Consider the following 16,425-nt stretch of genomic DNA (forward strand, 5'->3'; position numbering starts at 1 on the left):
CTCACTCCGAACCCCGCCCGGACGGACCGGGCGGGCCGGCCCTTCAGAAGAAGACCCCGCAGCGCAGCAGCACGTTCGCGTACGGGCGGGCTTCGCCGGTGCGGACGACCAGGTGGGCGGCGGTGGACAGGGTCTTGAGGTCGTCGTGCGGGACCAGGGTCAGGGCGGGGAGGCGGTCCTGGAGGAGCCGGGCGGCCGGGGGGTTGGCGGTGCGGGTCTCGTGGGCGGCCGTCGCCGATGCCACGACCAGTTCGGCCAGCAGCCCGTCGAGTACCTCGGCGAAGGAGGGGACGCCCGCCCGGAAGGCCAGGTCCACGACGCGGGGCCCGCGGGGGATGGGCATGCCCGCGTCGCAGACCAGGACGTCGTGGCCGTGGCCCAGTTCGGCGAGGGCTCCGGAGAGGTGGCGGTTGAGGATGCCGGACCTCTTCACGGGGCGCCCACCTCCTCGGCGGTCGGGAAGGAGTCCTGGGCGCCCCTTCTGGTGACGGCCACCGCGCCCACGCGGACGGCGAACGCGGCGGCCGCCGGGAGCTCGTCGCCCAGGCCGAGCCGCCAGGCCAGGGCGGCGGTGAACGCGTCTCCCGCGCCGGTCGTGTCGACGGCGTCGACCCGTGGGCTCGGCACCCGTACCACCGTGTCCGTACGGCCTTCGGCGACGAGCGCGCCCTGCGCGCCGAGGGTGATCACGACCGACCGGGGGCCGAGGCGCAGGAGGGCGCGCGACCAGTCCTCGGGTGCGTCCCCCGGTGTGTCCCCGAGGATGAACGCGGCCTCGTGTTCGTTGAGGACCAGGGGGTCGCACGCCGCCAGCACCTCGGCCGGCAGGGGCGCGGGCGGCGAGGGGTTGAGGACGAACCGGGTGCCGGCCGGCAGCGTACGGACCACTTCGGTGACCGTCTCCAGGGGGATCTCCAGCTGCGCCGAGACCACCCGGGAGCGGGAGATCAGGTCCCCGGCGGCCCGGACGTCCTCGGGGGTCAGCCGGGCGTTGGCGCCCGGCGAGACCACGATGCTGTTGTCGCCCGACGGGTCCACGGTGATCAGCGCGACGCCGGTGGGCGCCCCGCCGACGAGGACCCCATCCGTGTCGACGCCGGCCGCGTCCTGCGAGGCCAGCAGCAGCCGCCCGTGGGCGTCGTCGCCGACCCTGGCCAGCAGGGCGGTGCGGGCACCGAGGCGGGCGGCGGCGACGGCCTGGTTGGCGCCCTTGCCGCCCGGGTGGACGGCGAGGTCGGAGCCGAGCACCGTCTCACCGGCGGCGGGGCGGCGCTCGACGCCGATGACCAGGTCGGCGTTGGCCGACCCCACGACGAGCAGGTCGTAGTCGTACTGCATCTGTGGTTCCTGCTTTCGGAGCTGCGGCGTGGGCGTACGCCAGGCGTACGCCCACGCCTAGGCCTACGAGGAGGCCTACGACGAGAAGGCGGCGACGTTGTTCTTGGTGACGACCTTGACCGGCACCTTCACCATGGCGTCGATCTTCTCGCCCCGCGCGGCCTTCACCGCGTTGCGGACGGCGATCGCGCCCAGTTCCCTGGGCTGCTGGGCGATCGAGGCGTACAGCGTGCCCGCCGCCACCGCCTTCAGGCCGTCCGGCGTCCCGTCGAAGCCCACCACCGCGACGGAGCGGCCGGCCTTGGCGCCGAGCGCCTTGACCGCGCCGAGCGCCATCTCGTCGTTCTCGGCGAAGACACCCGTGATGCCGGGGTGGGCCTGGAGGAGGTTGGTCATGACGTCCAGTCCCTTGGTGCGGTCGAAGTCGGCGGGCTGCTTGGCGACGATCTCGATTCCGGGGTACGCCTTCAGGCCCTCGGCGAAGCCCGCGCCGCGCTCGCGGCTGGCGGACGTGCCGGCCGTTCCCTGGAGGATCACGATCCTGCCCGTGCCGCCGAGCCTGTCGGCGAGGGTCCTGGCGGCGAGCCTGCCGCCCGCGGCGTTGTCGGAGGCGACGAGCGTCGCGGTCGTGGCCTTGTTGACGCCGCGGTCGGCGGCGATCACCGGTGTGTCCGCCTTATTGGCGGCCCGCACGGCGGGGCCCACCGCGTCCGAGTCGACCGGGTTGACGATGACGGACTTCACGCCGGAGCTGGTGAAGTTCTGGAGCTGGTTGGCCTGCTGGGAGGCGTCGTTCTGCGCGTCGGTGACCGTGAGGTCGATTCCGGCGGCCTTGGCCTCCGCCTGCGCGCCCGCCTTCATCTGGACGAAGAAGGGGTTGTTGAGGGTGGACAGCGACATGCCCACCCTCGTCGTCGTACCCGACGAACCGGGGTTCAGGAAGGACACCGCGCCCACGACCGCCGCCACGCACACGGCCGCGACCGCGAGTTGCCCCGTGGGCCTGAAACGGCCCGGGGTTCCTGAGGGTGAGGCGGCGGACGCGGGCGAGACGCCGGCGCGGCGGCGCAGCGTGTCCAGCAGGACGGCGAGCGCGATGACGACACCGATGACGACCTGCTGCCAGAACGCGGACACCGACAGCAGGTTGAGGCCGTTGCGCAGCACGGCGAGGATGAGCGCGCCGATCAGTGTGCCGGACGCCTTGCCGACGCCGCCCGCGAGGCTCGCGCCGCCGATGACGACCGCGGCGATCGCGTCGAGTTCGTACCCCTGCGCGGCTTGCGGCTGCGCGGACACCAGCCGCGAGGCGAGGACGATGCCCGCGACGGCGGCGAAGAGGCCGGACAGCGCGTAGATGGCGAGCTTCTGCCGCTTGACGCGCAGCCCGGACAGCCGGGCGGCCTCCTCGTTGCCGCCGATCGCGTACATGGAGCGGCCGATGTACGTACGGGAGAGGATGAGCGCGGTCACGAGCCCCATCGCGATCATCACGAGGACCGGGACGGGCAGCCGGCCGCCGAGCGTGTCGCCCAGGACGGAGACGGAGTCGGGGAAGGCGATCGGGCTGCCCTGCGAGATGACCAGGGACAGGCCGCGGCCAACGGACAGCATCGCGAGCGTGGCGATGAACGGCGGCAGTTTGCCGTACGAGATGAGCGCGCCGTTGACGAGACCGCACGCGATGCCCGTCGCGACGGCGAGGATCACCGCGAGCCACACCGGCACGCCTTCGCTGGTCGCCGTCCAGGCGAGGACGGTCGCGGAGAGCGCGGCGACCGAGCCGACCGACAGGTCGATGCCGGCCGAGACGATGACGAAGGTGACGCCGAAGGCCAGGATGGCGGTCACGGCGGCCTGGACGCCGACGTTGAGCAGGTTCTGCGTGGTCAGGAAGTCGCCGGAGAGCAGCGACATCGCCACCATCAGGACGATCAGGGCGCTCAGCGCGCCGTTGTCGAGCAGGATGCGGCGACCCGTCCGTCCTGCGGCGCCACCCGCGCCCGTGTTGCTCGTGAGCGTTTCAGTGGCCACGGGAGCCCTCCACTTCGTTCATCGTTGGTGCGGATACCGCGAGTGCCATGACGGCGTCCTGCGTCGCCTGCCGGGCGGGGAGTTCGCCGGCGATCCGGCCCTGCGCCATGACGAGGACCCGGTCGCTCATCCCGAGCACCTCGGGCAGGTCGCTGGAGATCATCAGGACGGCGTGCCCGGAGGCGGTCAGCTCGTTGATGAGCTGGTAGATCTCGACCTTGGCGCCGACGTCGATGCCCCGGGTGGGCTCGTCGAGGATCAGCACCTTGGTGTCGGCGAGGAGCCACTTGCCGATGACGACCTTCTGCTGGTTGCCGCCGGACAGGGTCCGCACCTGCTGGCCGAGCCCCGCCATGCGTACGCCCAGCTGCTCGGCGATCCGGGCGGCGGCGGCCCGCCGGCCGGCGAGGTCCACGAACCCGGCGCGGGTCGCCGAGCGCAGGGTGACCAGGCCGAGGTTCTCCTGTACGGAAGCGTCCAGGACGAGCCCCTGGCCCTTGCGGTCCTCGGGCACGAGGCCGATCCCGGCGCCCATGGCGGCGCTCACGTCGTTGGCCGCCAGCCGCTCGCCGCGCACGTGGACCGTGCCCGCGTCGTACGGGTCGGCGCCGAAGAGGGCGCGGGCGACCTCGGTACGGCCCGCGCCGACGAGTCCGGCGAGGCCGACGACCTCACCGGCCCGTACCTCGAAGCTGACGTCGTGGAAGACGCCGTCGCGGGTCAGCCCGCGCACGGACAGCAGGGGCTCGCCGGTCTCGGGCCGCTGACGCGGATACTGCTGCTCGATGTCGCGGCCCACCATCAGCCGTACGAGTGCGTCCTCGGGCGTCGAGGCGGGCACCTGGTCGATGCTGCGGCCGTCACGCAGGACGGTGACGCGGTCGCCGAGTGCGGCGATCTCGTCGAGGTGGTGGGTGATGAAGACGATGCCCACGCCGTCCTGGCGCAGCTGCCGGACGATGGTGAACAGCTTGTCGACCTCCCCGGAGGTGAGCACGGCGGTCGGCTCGTCCATGATCAGGACGCGGGCGTCGAGGCTGAGCGCCTTGGCGATCTCCACCATCTGGAGCCGGGCGATGCCCAGTTCGCGCACCCTGGCCCGGGGCGAGACGCGCACGCCGACCCGGCGCAGCAGCTCCTCGGCGTCCGCCTCCATCCGTTTGCGGTCGATCATCCCGAAGCGGCGCGGCTGGCGGCCGAGGAAGATGTTCTCCGCGACGGTCAGGTCGGGCACCAGGTTGAACTCCTGGTGGATGGTGGCGATGCCGAGCCGTTCGGCGTCCTGGGCGCTGTGGATGCGTACCTCCCGGCCGTCGACCAGGATGCGGCCGCGGTCGGGGCGATGGGCGCCGGACAGCATTTTGATCAGGGTGCTCTTGCCGGCTCCGTTCTCGCCCAGCAGGACGTGCACCTCGCCGCGGCGCAGGTCGAAGTCGACGGCGTCGAGCGCCAGCACGCCGGGGAAGGTCTTGCGCACGCCTTCGACGCGCAGCAACTCGTCGGGGTCGTTCATGGGGTGCTCCTCCTCTGCTCGCGGCCGCGGTCCGCGTGGGGTTCGCCGCGGGGCGCGCCGCGGGACTCGCCACGCGGCTCGTCGTGCGGCTCGTCGTGCGGCTCGCCGCAGGAGCGGCGTACGACGAGGCGGGCCGGCAGGGTGACGGACTGCGGGGGGCGGCCCTCGATGAGGTCGGCCAGTGCCCGTACGGCGGCCCGGGCCAGTTCGGCGGTGGGCTGGGCGATCGCGGTGATCGGCGGATCGGTGTGCACGAACCACGGGATGTCGTCGAAGGCGGCGAACCCGATGTCGTCCGGGACGCGCAGGCCGCGGGCGCGGATGGCGTCCAGCGCGCCGAGGGCCATCAGGTTGTCGGCGGCGAAGACGGCCTCGGGCGGCTCGGGCAACGACAGGAACCGCTCGGTGGCGCGGCGGCCGCTGTCCGCCTGGAAGTCGCCCTGGCCGATGTACGCGTCGGGCAGCGCCAGCCCGTGTTCGCGCAGCGCCTCGCGGAATGCCTCGACGCGCTCGTGCCCGGTGGTGGTGGCCGCCGGGCCCGCGATGATGGCCAGCCTCCGGTGGCCGAGGCCGTGCAGATGGGCGACCAGGTCGCGTACGGCCTCGCGCCCGTCGGCGCGCACGACGGGGACGTCCACGCCCGGGACCCAGCGGTCCACGAAGACCATGGGGGTGCCGCCGCGCGCGGCGTCCAGCGTCAGCGGGGAGCGCCCGTCGGCGGGCGAGACGAGCAGCCCGTCGATCCGGCGGTCGAGGAGCGTGCGGACGTGGTGGTCCTGGAGCTCGGGCCGCTCGTCGGCGTTGCCGATGATCACGCTGTAGCCGAGCGCGCGGGCCTCTTCCTCGACGAACCGGGCCAGTTCGGTGAAGTACGGGTTCAGCACGTCACTGATGACCAGGCCGAGGGTGCGCGTCTGGTCCGTCCGCAGCGACCGGGCGACGGCGTTGGGCCGGTAGCCGAGCGTCTCGACGGCGGCGATGACCCGGGCCCGCGCGTCGGGGCTGACGGACGGGTGGCTGTTGAGCACGCGCGAGACCGTGGCGACGGATACGCCGGCCTGGGCCGCGACGTCCTTGATGCTCGCCATCGCTACCGACCACCTCCTCGTGGAATCGATTACAAGGAGGATTGGAATCGATTACACGCCCCCCGTGCAAGACCCTGACAGCACAGCGAGACCGGATCGTGACGAAGAGGGCCGCCCCACTCCACGCGCATACGCCGGGGGCGGGGCGGCCCGCGACCCTCGCACACGACCGGCTCGTACGGCACGGTGCCGTACGAGCCGGTCATCACGTCAGTGCGTGTGCCCCGTGGGCTCTTCGCGCTTCTCCTCCGGCCGGCCGGCGGCCGGCGCACCGGCGTGGACCGTAAAGGCGGCGGTGCGCACCTTTCCTTCGTGCTGGAAGTCCAGGAACAGCCGGTAGGCCCCCTTGCTCGGAGCCGTCGCCGTGAAGGAGATCTCCGGCCCCGGCTCGGTCGTGCCGTCACCGGGTTCGCCGTTCGGGTGCACGTGCAGGTAGGCGAGGTCACCGGCGCGCAGGGCGACGAGGTGGCCGTACGCGCCGAGATAGGGCTCCAGGTCGGTCACCGGCTTGCCCGCCTTGGCGACATGGAGCTTCAGCTCGCTGCCCGCCCCCGGGCTCAACTCGCCGGCCAGGGCGACCTGGTAGCCGTCGACCGTGGCCGTCGTGCTGTGCGGCGGCAGCGGCTGGGGCGTGGACGGTCCGGAGACCGCGAGGTCCGCGCCGAGCGTGAGGTTGCCGGCGTTCTTCGCCTCCGGGGTGAAGTCGGCGAAGACACGGTAGCCACCGGCCTTCGGCAGCCGGACCGGCGTGGACCAGGTGCCGTCGGCGGCCATGACCGGATGCAGGTGCCGATAGGTCGTCAGGTCCCGTGACACGACGATCAGATGCAGCTGCTTGCCGTGCTCGCGCCGGAACACGGTGACGTTGCGGCCCGCGCGCTCGTCCACCACGGCGAAGCGCAGCTGCGAGGCCTTGCCCGCCGCGACGCTGGGCGTCTTCAGGTCCAGCGTGTAGCCACCTTCGGAGACGTGCGGGCCCCCCGGCGCTTGCGCTTCCTCCGCCTCCGCGCCGCCCGCCGTCGCGTGGGCGGCGGAGTCGTGACTGCCGCGCTCGGACGGCTGGGCTTCCGCGACCACGGGGTGCACCGCTCGGCGCACCCCGTAGGCGGTACCGAAGGTCGCGGCGAGCACGGCGGCAAAGGCGGTGATCTTGAGACCGGTGTTCATGACCCACTCCTGTTTCGCGGTCACTCCTGCAGCGACACCAGCAGCATACCCCCCTGGGGTATATTCCGAAAAGGCGCGGGCGGCCCCATCAAGCGGGCTACCGGCTGCAACTCCCGGACGCGACCTGAACAGTAAGGCTTTCAACGATCCCGCTCCATGAGCGACAACGGGCAGTCGGCGTTAGCGTGAAGGAGAGGGGTGGGTCGTCTTCCTCCGCGAAAATGGGGTGACGTGATGACCGATGTCGAAGAGCGAGGCCGGCCGAGGATGAGCGATCCGGGCTCGCGGGGCAGGACAACGATCGCCGACGGCGTGGTCGCCAAGATCGCCGGCATGGCGGCCCGGGAGGTGCCGGGTGTCCATGCGATGGGCGGCGGGCTGGCCCGTGGCATGGGGGTCATGCGCGAGCGCATGCCCGGCGCCGGCAGGGCTGTCACCACGGGAGTCAAGGCCGAGGTCGGTGAGAAACAGACCGCGATCGACCTGGAGATCATCGTGGTGTACGGCGAGGCGATCACCGACGTCGCGGGCAATGTACGGGAGAACGTGATCAGCGCGATCGAGCGGATGACCGGCCTGGAGGTCGTCGAGGTCAACATCGCCGTGACCGATGTGAAACTGCCCGAGGAAGAAGAAGAGCAGGAACAGCCGGAGCGGCGCGTCGCGTAGGCCCCGCGCCCGCGCACCAGGGACTCGCCGGCGCGGGGCCCGTGGTCAGGCGGCTCCGGCGGCGGCCAGTGCCGCTACGGGCAGCAGCAGCATCCACTGCGGTAGCCGCAGCCACGGCTTGGACCAGTCTGCTGCCATCGTCACGGCGAGGAACACCCCCGTGTAGGCCAGGAAGTGGGCGGCGAGCAACCAGGCCACCATGGCGCCGCCGACCGGCTCGGCCAGGGCCAGCCAGATCAGCGCGACGGCGGCCAGGGCCAGGTCGGCGGTGACCATGTGCCAGACGGCGTGCAGGACCCGCCGCGGCTCGTCCGGCAGGTTGCCGGTCAGCAAGGGGCGGACGACATCGCGGCCGCCCGCGACGGCGTGGATCGCGGCGACACCGGCGCTGGTGATGCCCGCGGCGAGGAGCCAGCCGTTCACCGGGCCTCGATTCCGCGGCCGACGAGGCCAGCCAGTTGGCCGGCCAACCGCGGGCCGGCCGGTTCGCCGACCAGCCCGACGTGGAAGAAGACAGCTCCGGCCAGCGTGTCCAGGACCAGGTCCACCGGGACGGCGGAGTCGGCCTCCCCGCGCCGGACGGCCCGCTCGAACACCTCGGCCAGCCGGGTCCTGGCCGGGGCCAGGAAGTGGCCACGGATACGGGACCGCAAGCCGGGATTGGCCGCGAAGTCGGCGAGCAGGCCGGGCAGAGCGGCAGCGGCGGCCGGGGCGCTGAACTCCTGGACCAGGGCTTCCACCAGCGCCGTCAGGTCGCCGGTCAGGCTGCCCGTGTCCGGGACGGGGCCCGACTCGGTCTCGGTGAAGACCGCCTCGTACACCAGCTCCGCCTTGCCGGACCAGCGCCGGTAAATGGTGTCCTTGCCGGTGCCGGCGCGAGCCGCCACCGCTCCGATGGAGGTGGCGGCGTATCCCGCCTCGGCCACCAGCTCGGCCGTGGCGGTCAGGATCGCCTGATGGGCGCGCGTATCTCTCGGACGCCCGCGCGGGGCTTCAGGGAGTGTCATGGGATAACCATACGGGACGCCTCGTTTGATTAATACCCCTCACCGCGTGCCGGGTCAGCGCTTCACGGTCCGCAGGTAGGCGGCGAGAGCGGCGATGGCTGCTGGATTGCGCGGGCTTTCCACCAGGTCCACGTAGTCGAGCACGAAGATCCGCCTGTGCTTGATCGCGGACACCCCTGCCAGGGGCGGGTAGGACAGCAGGAACTTCTTCTTCTGCTCGGCGCTGGTGTCCCCGTAGTCATTGATGACGATGACGTCCGGGTCACGCTCGACCACGCTCTCCCAGCCGACCGCCGTCCAGCTGTCGCCGAGGTCCCGCATGATGTGGTCGCCGCCGGCCATGGTGATGATGTCGTGCGGCGCGGCGAAGCGCCCGGAGGTGTAGGGCTTGTCCTGGCCACTGTCGTAGAGGAAGACGGTCGGCCGGTCCGCGCCCCTGGGAGCCTTCGCCCGGACGTCGGCGACCTGCTTACGGAAATCGGCGATCAGCCGTGCCGCCCGGTCCTCCACGCCGAAGAGCTTCCCGAGGTTGGTGAGGTCGGTGTACAGGGCTTCGAGGGGCGGCACGATCCCGCGCGCGTTGCCCCGGCCGTTCCGGCAGGACTCGGTCAGGACGTACGAGGCGATGCCCAGCTCGCGCAGGGCGTCCGGGGTGACGCCGTTGTCCTCGCCGAAGCCGTAGTTCCAGCCCGCGAAGACCAGGTCGGCGCGGGCGTCGAGGGCGACCTCCTTGGTGATCTCTTTCTTGGAGAGCCACGTCACCTTCTCGTAGCCGTCCCTCCAGGGCACGCCGGACAGTTCGCCCTTGTCGTCCGGCATCACGAAACCGGCCATCCGGTCCTCCAGGCCGAGCGCGAACATGATCTCGGTGATGCCGACGTCGTTGGTGACCACCCGTTCGGGCCGCTTGTCGTACGTCACCTTCTGCCCGCAGTTGTCGATGGTGACGGCGGCGGAACCGTCGTTCTTCTCACTGGACGACGAGACGTGGGCGCCGCACCCCGTGAGGGTGAGCGCGAGCGTGGCGGCTGTGGCAGCGGCCCAACGCGGGCGAGTCATGGCTGAGTTCCCCGTTCCTGGTGGTCGTGTCGGTCGAGTCGGTCGAAGAGGAGGTGTACGGCGCCGGTCTCCGGATGCCGTACGCGGTGCGCGCGGACCCCGAAGACGTCGGCCAGCAGCTGTGGGGTGAGTACGTCGTGCGGAGCGCCGGAGGCGACGATGCGGCCGCGCGCGATGACGTACAGCACGTCGCAGTGGCCGGCGGCGAGGTTCAGGTCGTGCAGCGCGGCCAGCACGGTCAGGCCGGCGTCCCGCACGAGCGCGAGGACGTCCAACTGGTGGGCGATGTCGAGGTGGTTGGTGGGCTCGTCCAGGACGAGCACCCGGGGCTGCTGGGCGAGGGCGCGGGCGATGAGCACGCGCTGCCTCTCGCCGCCGGAGAGGGTGAGGAAGCCTTGGTTCGCGAGATGGGCCGCGCCCACTCTGGCGAGCGCGTCCGCGCAGATCCGGCGGGCGTCGAGGGACGCATGGCCGAGGCTCCCCGAGCCGGTGCCGCCCGAGCCCGCGCCCCGCGAACGGCCCGAGCCCCGCGAACCGCCCGCGCCCCGCAATGCCTTGCCCCACAGGCCGCCGCCGCCCGGGCCCGGGCCGCGCTGGTGCGGCAGCCGGCCCATCGCCACCACCTCGGCGACCGTGAAGTCGAACTCGGCCGACGACTCCTGGGGCAGCGCGGCCAGCCGCCGCGCGCCGGCCCGCGCGGCCATGGCGTGCAGGTCCTCACCGCCCAGCAGGACCGTGCCGGCCGCCGGGCGCAGCGCCCGGTAGGCGCAGCGCAACACGGTGGACTTGCCGCTGCCGTTGGGCCCCACCAGGCCCACGACCTGGCCCTCCTCGGCGGCGAGCGTGATGTCGTGGACCAGCCGGTTGCCCGCGATCTCGACCGACAGGTCGTTGATGTCGACCCGCATCAGCGGCCCCCGAACGCGTAGCCGCGCCGGCGCATCAGCAGCAGGAAGCACGGCACGCCCACCACCGCGGTGATCACCCCCACCGGCAGCTCGGCCGGTGCGAGCAGGACCCGGGACAGGACGTCCACCCAGACCAGCAGCACCGCGCCCACCAGGGGCGCCACCGCCAGCACGCGCCGGTGGTCCGCGCCCACCACCATCCGTACGAGATGCGGCACCATCAGGCCGACGAAACCGATGGCCCCGCTGACCGCCACCACCGCTCCGGTGACAGCGGCCGTGACCACGAACAACTCCCCGCGCAGCCGCCCGGCGTCCACGCCCAGCGCGGCTGCCGTCTCGTCCCCCATGGCCAGCACGTCCAGCCGCCGCGCCGACCGGGCGAGATGGGCCGTCCCGCCGAGCACGGCAGCGGCCGCGAGCGGCACCGAGCCCCATGTCGCGCCGCCGAGGCTGCCCAGCAGCCACATCATCGCCGCCCGGGCCGCCTCGCCGCGGTCCGCGCTGAACACCATGAGCGTGGTGACCGCCGAGAATCCGTAACTCATCGCCGTCCCGGTCAGCACCAGCCGCAGCGGCGTCAGCCCGTGCGCGGACCGGGCGGCCGCGTAGACCAGCACCATCGCGGCGAGCGCCGAGCCGAACGCCGATACCGACAGCGCCCACACACCCAGCGCCGAGAACGCGCCCAGCAGGATCACCGCGTTCGCCCCGACCGCCGCGCCGGAGGAGATTCCCAGCACAAACGGATCGGCCAGCGCATTGCGCACCATGGCCTGCACGGCGACGCCGGTCACCGCGAGCCCTGCCCCGACGACCGCCGCCAGCACGGTGCGCGGCAGCCGGATCTGCCACACGATGGTGTACGCGGCGGCCTCGTCCTGGCTGAGGGTGCCGCCGGTCAGGCCGGCCCGCAGAAGGTGCAGCACGTCCCCCCACGGCACACCGGACGCGCCCAGGCCCACCCCGCAGACCAGCGACACCAGCAGGACGCCACCCAGCACGGCGGTCAGGGGCACCAGCGCAACGCGGCGCGGCGCGGCCGAAGCGGCGTCGGCGTCCACGGCCGCGCTCGTCGTCACAGGCGGGTCCTCACGCGTCGGGCCGCGTCCGGATGCGTGCGCGAGGAGCGGCCGTAGCGCCCTGTCGTGCGACGGGCCCGTGCGACATCCCCTCTCGCAGTCCGCGGCGAGTGGTCGGGATCAATGCCGCCCCATGGGTGATCGGGCTTGCGCGACCGCCCATGTCGGGCGCTCGCGCTTACCGTTGCGGGTCAGCGCCGGACTCTCACCGGACTTCCCCCTGGGACGCCCCCGCAGCGTAGCAAGCCGCCCCAGGAGCGCCGGCGGGCCCCCGCGGGACCGAGGGGTGGCGGGGGGCGTCCGGGACGTCCGGCTGCGCAGCGACGCCATTTCTCGCCCTTGCGGCGCTGGTCGCTGCGCGGCAGCGGCGCGAAGATCTCCGCACCCACCTGGCCCAAGGCGCTGTCCGGCACGCGGCCGGCTTCTGGGAAGGGGAGCGGCGCGAGGGGGCGGTGTGACGCGGTCCAGGGAGCGCCGACGGTGGCGCCGCCACCTGTGGAGCCGTGCCATGTGTGGTGCCGCCACCGCATGTCGACGAGCCCCGGGAACGCGAAATGCCGGCCGAGATCACTCTCGACCAGCATTTCCTTGATCATGTGGTGTCCGAGGGGGGACTTGAACCCCCACGCCCGATAAAGGGCACTAGCACCTCAAGCTAGCGCGTCTGCCATTCCGCCACCCGGACAAGGTGTTCGCCGCTCCGGGTTTCCCCGCGGCGACGTCGACAACTCTACCAGGGGTTCGAGGTGCCCTTCACCTGCATATCCCGTGGTCAGGTGGCCTGAGAGCGGCTTGGCGGGTGCCACCGGTGGTCCCGTACCGCGACCGCTCGCGGAGCGTCGCCTCGTATGCGCGTACGGTACGGAACTGCCGTGGGGCCGGTCAGCCGGGACGTCTAGCAGTCCTTCTCACGCAGCGCGTGGAGATGGGCGCTGGACTTGCGGGCGAAGGTGAAGGACTCGGCCGGGTTGTCGTGCTCGGCTTGCCAGTGGTGGTCGCGGCGGCCGCCGTGCGTGCGGGTCACCGCTGAGATGAAGCGCTGGTAGTCGATGTCTCCGTCCCCGACGTCCACCATGCGGTAGCCGTCGCGGGCGGAGTCGTCGCGTTCGCCGTCCTTGACGTGGAAGAGGGGGTAGCGGTCGGGCTGCTTCAGTACGTAGGCGAGGGGGTCGAAGGGCGCGGGCGTGCCGTCGGGGCGCTTGCCGAAGCGGAACTGGCCGGCGTATGCCCAGTAGATGTCCATTTCGAGGTAGACGAGGCCGGGGTCGGTCTCTGCGAGGAGGACGTCGTAGAGCCGGACGCCGGGCCGGTCGGTGGCGAAGGAGAACTCCTCGGCGTGGTTGTGCTGGTAGAACTTCATGCCGCGCTTCTTCGCCTCGGCGCCGAAGTGGTTGAACTCCTCGGCGCAGCGCTTCCAGCCGTCGACGGTGGCGCCGTAGCGCCAGGGGCCGGAGGCGGTGCCGATGTGCTTGAGGCCGAGGGCCTGGGCGTCGTCGAGGACCTTGGTGAGGTTCTGGGCGAAGGTGTACGCCTTCGGGTCGGAGGAGTAGTAGCCGACGTGGCTGCCGATGGCCCGAAGGCCGTGGTCGCGGGTGAGCCGCTTGAGCTGGGCGAGTGTGATGGGTCCGGCGGAGCCCTGGCTGTAGCCGGCGTACTCGACCTCGTCGTAGCCGAAGCGCCTCAGCTCCTCGAAGACCCTGGCGAAGCCGAGCGTGGAGACCTTGTCGCGCAGCGAGTAGAGCTGGATGCCGAGGCGGCCCGGTGGCAGGACGGGACGGCCGCGGCCCTGGCCCGCCGGTTCCGCAGCTGACGCGGCTGAGGCGGCTGAGGCGGTGGTGGTGCCACCGAGGAGGGCGGCGGCGGTGGCGCCGGCGGCGACGCCGAGCATGTCGCGTCTGCTGAGTGTACGCGCGAGCTCGGGGTCGGTGTTCCTGGTCGTGCGGCTCATGTGGATAACTCCTCGTTGTCAGTGGCGTCTGCTTCAGTGGAGGTCAGTGAAGACCGGCGAGCCGGAGCAGCAGGGACTTCACATCGGTGGCCGCGACGCGCCCCGATACTGCGCGGGGGGTGGAGCACACGATGAGCGGCCCGGTGTCGGTGTCATCGCTCGTGGGAAGGCGGCCATGGCTGCCGCGAATAGGTGAGGGGTCGAGGGGCACCACCGCCAGGCGATAGCGCATGCCGAGCTTTTTGCGGGCGATCGCCGTGGCCGCCTTGAGGCGCACATAGGGGTCGAGTGGGTCCATGAACAGCTCGGCGGGGTCGTAGCCCGGTTTGCGGTGGATGTCGACGAGCTGGGCGAAGTCCGGGGCGCGTGCGTCGTCGAGCCAGTAGTAGTACGTGAACCAGGCGTCGGGCTCGGCGACGGCGACGAGTTCGCCGGAGCGGGGGTGATCCAGGCCGTGGGCCTTCTTGCCCTCGTCGTCCAGGAGCTGCTCGATGCCGGGTACGCCGGTGAGGGCGGCCCGGGTGGCATCGAGGTCTTCGGGCCGGCGGACGTAGACGTGGGCGATCTGGTGGTCGGCGACGGCGAAGGCCCGGGAGGCCATGGGGTCGAGGTACTCCATGCCGTCCTGGGTGTGGATTTCCAGCAGACCCGCGCGGCGCAGGACGCGGTTGATGTCGACGTGCCGGTTCACGCGGGTGATGCCGTATTCGGACAGGGCGACGACGGTGCGGCCTTCGGCGTTCGCGTCGGCGAGGAGGGGTGCCATGGCCGTGTCCAGGTCGGCGGCGGCCCGGTGGGAGCGGGGGTCGTCGGGGCCGTAGCGCTGGAGGTCGTAGTCGAGGTGCGGGAGGTAGCACAGGGCGAGGTCGGGGGCGCGGGTGCGGATGATGTGGCGGGTCGCGTCCACGATCCACTGGCTGGACACGAGGTCGGCGCCCGGGCCCCAGAAGTGGAAGAGGGGGAACGTACCGAGCTTCTCGGTGAGTTCGTCGTGCAGCGCCGGGGGCCTGGTGTAGCAGTCGGGTTCCTTGCGGCCGTCGGCGTAGTAGATGGGACGGGGGGTGACGGTGATGTCGGTGTCCGCGCCCATGGCGTACCACCAGCAGATATTGGCGACGGTGTAGCCGGGGTGGGCGCGGCGGGCGGCGTCCCAGAGTCTGTCGCCGGAGACCAGTCCGTTGTGCTGGCGCCACAGCAGGACGTCGCCGAGTTCGCGGAAGTACCAGCCGTTGCCGACGATGCCGTGTTCGGAGGGGAGGGTACCGGTGAGGAAGGTGGACTGGGCGGCGCAGGTGACGGCGGGGAGGACGGTGCCGAGCGGGGCGTGCGAGCCGGACTGGGCGAGCCGCTTGAGGTGCGGCATGTGGTCGAGGAGCTGGGGGGTGAGGCCGACGACGTCCAGGACCAGCAGGGGGGTGGGGTGGGCGGTGTCGCTCATGGAAGTTCCTTGAGGCCGAGGTCGGTGAGGAGGCCGCGGGCGAGGGCGAGTTCGGCGGCGATGCCGTCGGTGAGCCGGCCCCGGGTGCGGGGGCGCAGTTCGGACGGGAGGGCCTGCCAGGTGTAGGTCTCGACTTCGAGGTGGCGGGTGAGCGGGGCCGGGCCGCCGACGAGCCGCGCGAGGGTGTCGCGGAGGACGGGGAGCGTGGAGGTGAGGGGCGCGGCGGGCGGGCTGTGCAGGGGGACGTGGAAGTGGGCACGCCAGGGGGCGCCGTCGGGCAGCGTCTCGCCGTCGAGGGCTTCGGCGAGGTCGTCGGTCCCGCGCAGGCCGGCGGCGGTCCGGGTGCGGGTCTGGTGGAGGAAGCGGGGCTCGGCGAAGGCGGCGAGGGCCTTGCGTACGTCGGGGAGGTGAGGGTGTTCGGCGTGGAGGGCCGCGGACAGCTGCGCCTTGGGGATGGGGATGGCGGCGGCGGTGAGCGCGTCCAGGGCGGTGTGCGGATCTTCGAAGGAGGTGGCGAGGTGGCAGGTGTCGATACAGATGCCGATGCGCGGGCTTGATACGTCGGTGAGCGGGCCGATCGCGTCGGCGGTGGTCTCGATGGTGCAGCCGGGCTCCGGTTCGAGGGCGACGCGGAGGGACTTGCCGGTCAGTTCCTCCAGGGCGTCCAGGCGCTCTGCGAGGGTGGTCAGCGCGGTGCGGGCGGTGTGGGCGGCGGCGGTGTCGAAGGGGGTGCGCCAGGCGATCGGGAGTGTGGAGACGGACCCTTCGGTGACGTCGGCCGGGAGGAGCGCGGCGAGGAGGCGGGCCAGGTCGGTGGTGTGCGCGAGCCGTTCGGGGCGGGTCCAGTCCGGCTGGTAGACGCGGTACTTGACCTCTTGCGCGCCGAAGCCCTCGTACGGGAAGCCGTTGAGGGTGACCACCTCCAGGCCGCGCCGGTCGAGTTCGGCACGCAGCCGGCGCAGTGCGGCGGGGTCGGTGGTCAGGGAGCGCGCGGCGGCCCTGGCGAGCCAGAGGCCGATACCGAGGCGGTCGCGGCCGAGGCGTCTGCGGACCGGTTCGCAGTGGTCGCCGAGCTGGGCGAGGACGCCGTCGAGGGTCTCGGCGGGGTGGACGTTGGTGCAGTAGGCGAGGTGGATGGTGGAGCCGTCCGGGTGGCGGAAGCGCATGGCCGGCT

Annotated in this window: 15 protein-coding genes, 1 tRNA gene and 1 riboswitch; of the genes, 1 reads left to right on the forward strand and 15 read right to left on the reverse strand. The window is 72.2% G+C overall.

Annotation, left to right across the window (positions count from 1 at the left end):
* Positions 1-43 precede the first annotated feature (43 nt).
* The 6 genes from rbsD to QWM81_RS07275 all read right to left on the reverse strand — a co-directional run bounded on the left by rbsD (position 44) and on the right by QWM81_RS07275 (position 7,140).
* The gene (gene rbsD / locus QWM81_RS07250) at positions 44-433 is read right to left on the reverse strand and encodes a D-ribose pyranase (RefSeq protein WP_290110800.1); all 390 of its coding nucleotides are present in this window, start codon (positions 431-433) and stop codon (positions 44-46) included.
* Positions 430-1,338 carry a ribokinase gene (locus QWM81_RS07255; RefSeq protein WP_290110801.1) on the reverse strand — a complete coding sequence of 303 codons (909 nt, stop codon included), beginning with the start codon at positions 1,336-1,338 and terminating at the stop codon, positions 430-432. Before QWM81_RS07255 ends, rbsD begins: the two co-directional genes overlap by 4 nt.
* Before the next feature lie 75 nt (positions 1,339-1,413).
* Complete coding sequence (locus tag QWM81_RS07260) at positions 1,414-3,372, reverse strand: ABC transporter permease/substrate-binding protein (protein WP_290110802.1); 1,959 nt, start codon at positions 3,370-3,372, stop codon at positions 1,414-1,416.
* The gene (locus QWM81_RS07265) at positions 3,362-4,885 is read right to left on the reverse strand and encodes a sugar ABC transporter ATP-binding protein (RefSeq protein ID WP_290110803.1); all 1,524 of its coding nucleotides are present in this window, start codon (positions 4,883-4,885) and stop codon (positions 3,362-3,364) included. The genes QWM81_RS07260 and QWM81_RS07265 overlap by 11 nt, the downstream gene beginning before the upstream one ends.
* A complete protein-coding gene (locus QWM81_RS07270) occupies positions 4,882-5,973 on the reverse strand; it encodes a LacI family DNA-binding transcriptional regulator (protein WP_290110804.1) in 1,092 nt (363 codons plus the stop codon). Before QWM81_RS07270 ends, QWM81_RS07265 begins: the two co-directional genes overlap by 4 nt.
* 210 nt (positions 5,974-6,183) lie before the next feature.
* Entirely contained in the window at positions 6,184-7,140 is a 957-nt protein-coding gene (locus QWM81_RS07275; RefSeq protein WP_290110805.1) for a DUF8832 domain-containing protein, read from the reverse strand.
* 234 nt (positions 7,141-7,374) lie between these two features.
* On the opposite strand from QWM81_RS07275, the gene QWM81_RS07280 reads away from it, so the two are divergent.
* Positions 7,375-7,809: an Asp23/Gls24 family envelope stress response protein gene (locus QWM81_RS07280; protein WP_290110806.1), complete on the forward strand. Its 435-nt coding sequence runs from the start codon at positions 7,375-7,377 to the stop codon at positions 7,807-7,809.
* 45 nt (positions 7,810-7,854) lie between these two features.
* On the opposite strand, the gene QWM81_RS07285 is transcribed toward QWM81_RS07280, so the two are convergent.
* The 9 genes from QWM81_RS07285 to eboE form a co-directional block, all read right to left on the reverse strand.
* On the reverse strand, positions 7,855-8,232 hold the full coding sequence (locus tag QWM81_RS07285) for a hypothetical protein (protein WP_290110807.1): 378 nt from the start codon (positions 8,230-8,232) through the stop codon (positions 7,855-7,857).
* A complete protein-coding gene (locus QWM81_RS07290; RefSeq protein WP_290110808.1) occupies positions 8,229-8,816 on the reverse strand; it encodes a TetR/AcrR family transcriptional regulator in 588 nt (195 codons plus the stop codon). The genes QWM81_RS07285 and QWM81_RS07290 overlap by 4 nt, the downstream gene beginning before the upstream one ends.
* Positions 8,817-8,870: 54 nt before the next feature.
* On the reverse strand, positions 8,871-9,875 hold the full coding sequence (locus QWM81_RS07295; RefSeq protein ID WP_290110809.1) for an ABC transporter substrate-binding protein: 1,005 nt from the start codon (positions 9,873-9,875) through the stop codon (positions 8,871-8,873).
* The gene (locus QWM81_RS07300; protein WP_290110810.1) at positions 9,872-10,783 is read right to left on the reverse strand and encodes an ABC transporter ATP-binding protein; all 912 of its coding nucleotides are present in this window, start codon (positions 10,781-10,783) and stop codon (positions 9,872-9,874) included. Before QWM81_RS07300 ends, QWM81_RS07295 begins: the two co-directional genes overlap by 4 nt.
* Positions 10,783-11,805, reverse strand: coding sequence for a FecCD family ABC transporter permease (locus tag QWM81_RS07305; protein WP_290111030.1), 1,023 nt, complete (start codon positions 11,803-11,805; stop codon positions 10,783-10,785). Before QWM81_RS07305 ends, QWM81_RS07300 begins: the two co-directional genes overlap by 1 nt.
* A 195-nt stretch (positions 11,806-12,000) precedes the next feature.
* Positions 12,001-12,085: riboswitch (cobalamin riboswitch) on the reverse strand.
* A gap of 377 nt (positions 12,086-12,462) precedes the next feature.
* A tRNA-Leu gene (locus QWM81_RS07310) sits at positions 12,463-12,550 on the reverse strand.
* Between the two features lie 210 nt (positions 12,551-12,760).
* Positions 12,761-13,813, reverse strand: coding sequence for a sugar phosphate isomerase/epimerase family protein (locus QWM81_RS07315; protein ID WP_290110811.1), 1,053 nt, complete (start codon positions 13,811-13,813; stop codon positions 12,761-12,763).
* A gap of 43 nt (positions 13,814-13,856) precedes the next feature.
* Positions 13,857-15,251: an alkaline phosphatase family protein gene (locus QWM81_RS07320; protein ID WP_290110813.1), complete on the reverse strand. Its 1,395-nt coding sequence runs from the start codon at positions 15,249-15,251 to the stop codon at positions 13,857-13,859.
* Positions 15,248-16,417 carry a metabolite traffic protein EboE gene (gene eboE, locus QWM81_RS07325; protein ID WP_290110814.1) on the reverse strand — a complete coding sequence of 390 codons (1,170 nt, stop codon included), beginning with the start codon at positions 16,415-16,417 and terminating at the stop codon, positions 15,248-15,250. Before eboE ends, QWM81_RS07320 begins: the two co-directional genes overlap by 4 nt.
* Positions 16,418-16,425 lie beyond the last annotated feature (8 nt).

This window comes from Streptomyces ficellus (genome assembly GCF_030406405.1).
In the GTDB taxonomy this organism is placed as follows: Bacteria; Actinomycetota; Actinomycetes; order Streptomycetales; family Streptomycetaceae; genus Streptomyces; species Streptomyces ficellus_B.

Excerpts from the sequence above, each read along its gene's own strand:
- QWM81_RS07255 (WP_290110801.1), bottom strand. The coding sequence starts at position 1,338 with ATGCAGTACGACTACGACCTGCTCGTCGTGGGGTCGGCCAACGCCGAC.
- QWM81_RS07265 (WP_290110803.1), bottom strand. The coding sequence starts at position 4,885 with ATGAACGACCCCGACGAGTTGCTGCGCGTCGAAGGCGTGCGCAAGACC.
- QWM81_RS07270 (WP_290110804.1), bottom strand. The coding sequence starts at position 5,973 with ATGGCGAGCATCAAGGACGTCGCGGCCCAGGCCGGCGTATCCGTCGCC.
- QWM81_RS07275 (WP_290110805.1), bottom strand. The coding sequence starts at position 7,140 with ATGAACACCGGTCTCAAGATCACCGCCTTTGCCGCCGTGCTCGCCGCG.
- QWM81_RS07280 (WP_290110806.1), top strand. The coding sequence starts at position 7,375 with ATGACCGATGTCGAAGAGCGAGGCCGGCCGAGGATGAGCGATCCGGGC.
- QWM81_RS07290 (WP_290110808.1), bottom strand. The coding sequence starts at position 8,816 with ATGACACTCCCTGAAGCCCCGCGCGGGCGTCCGAGAGATACGCGCGCC.
- QWM81_RS07295 (WP_290110809.1), bottom strand. The coding sequence starts at position 9,875 with ATGACTCGCCCGCGTTGGGCCGCTGCCACAGCCGCCACGCTCGCGCTC.
- QWM81_RS07300 (WP_290110810.1), bottom strand. The coding sequence starts at position 10,783 with ATGCGGGTCGACATCAACGACCTGTCGGTCGAGATCGCGGGCAACCGG.
- QWM81_RS07315 (WP_290110811.1), bottom strand. The coding sequence starts at position 13,813 with ATGAGCCGCACGACCAGGAACACCGACCCCGAGCTCGCGCGTACACTC.
- QWM81_RS07320 (WP_290110813.1), bottom strand. The coding sequence starts at position 15,251 with ATGAGCGACACCGCCCACCCCACCCCCCTGCTGGTCCTGGACGTCGTC.
- eboE (WP_290110814.1), bottom strand. The coding sequence starts at position 16,417 with ATGCGCTTCCGCCACCCGGACGGCTCCACCATCCACCTCGCCTACTGC.